This window comes from Streptomyces sp. DH12 (assembly GCF_020873895.1).
Lineage (GTDB): Bacteria > Actinomycetota > Actinomycetes > Streptomycetales > Streptomycetaceae > Streptomyces.
The window spans coordinates 1-550 of sequence record NZ_JAHWGT010000593.1; the positions used below are offsets into that span (position 1 = coordinate 1).

The 550-nt window shown below is 72.5% G+C and carries 1 pseudogene; it reads right to left on the reverse strand.

What is annotated here, in order from left to right:
* Positions 1-298 (reverse strand): annotated as a pseudogene (locus tag LPA54_RS35955) (M23 family peptidase); the annotation flags it as partial.
* Positions 299-550 lie beyond the last annotated feature (252 nt).

Genomic DNA, 550 nt, shown 5'->3' on the forward strand with positions numbered 1-550 from the left:
GGGAGCTGGCGATCCGCCCCAGGTCCTCGCGGAGTCCGGCGGCCTCCTGCCGCTCGCGGTCGAGCCGCTCCTCCAGCCGCTGCGCCAGATCCCGCTGCTTCTCCGCCTCCTCGCGCCCGGCCTCGTACCGCTCGGTGGCCTTCGCCGCCTCCTCGTACAGCCGCGCCACCTCGGCGCTGACGGAGGCGGAGCCGTGACCGGGGGCGTGGGATTCGTCGCCGTCGGCGGGCCGGGCGGCGAGCACGGCGAGCGCGCAGAGCAGCACGGCGACGAGCAGCGGACGGCGGGTGAGACGCATGCCTGCGATCCTGTCCCCGCCCCGGGGCGGGAGGCGCGTTCACGTCGTACACATGGGGGAGGACACGCCCCCGTACGGATGCTTCGACGGCCGTCCGGACGCCCCGGTGAGACTGACGGTGCGTCAAGGTTCTGCGGCTGCGCCGTCTCTCGGGAATCGAACTGGAGGCCACGCACTCCTCAGATCGGGTGCCTGATGCCCAAGTGACTGCCGTGGTGCAGTGGCCCGGCGATTCTTGTAGTGCACAAGCAG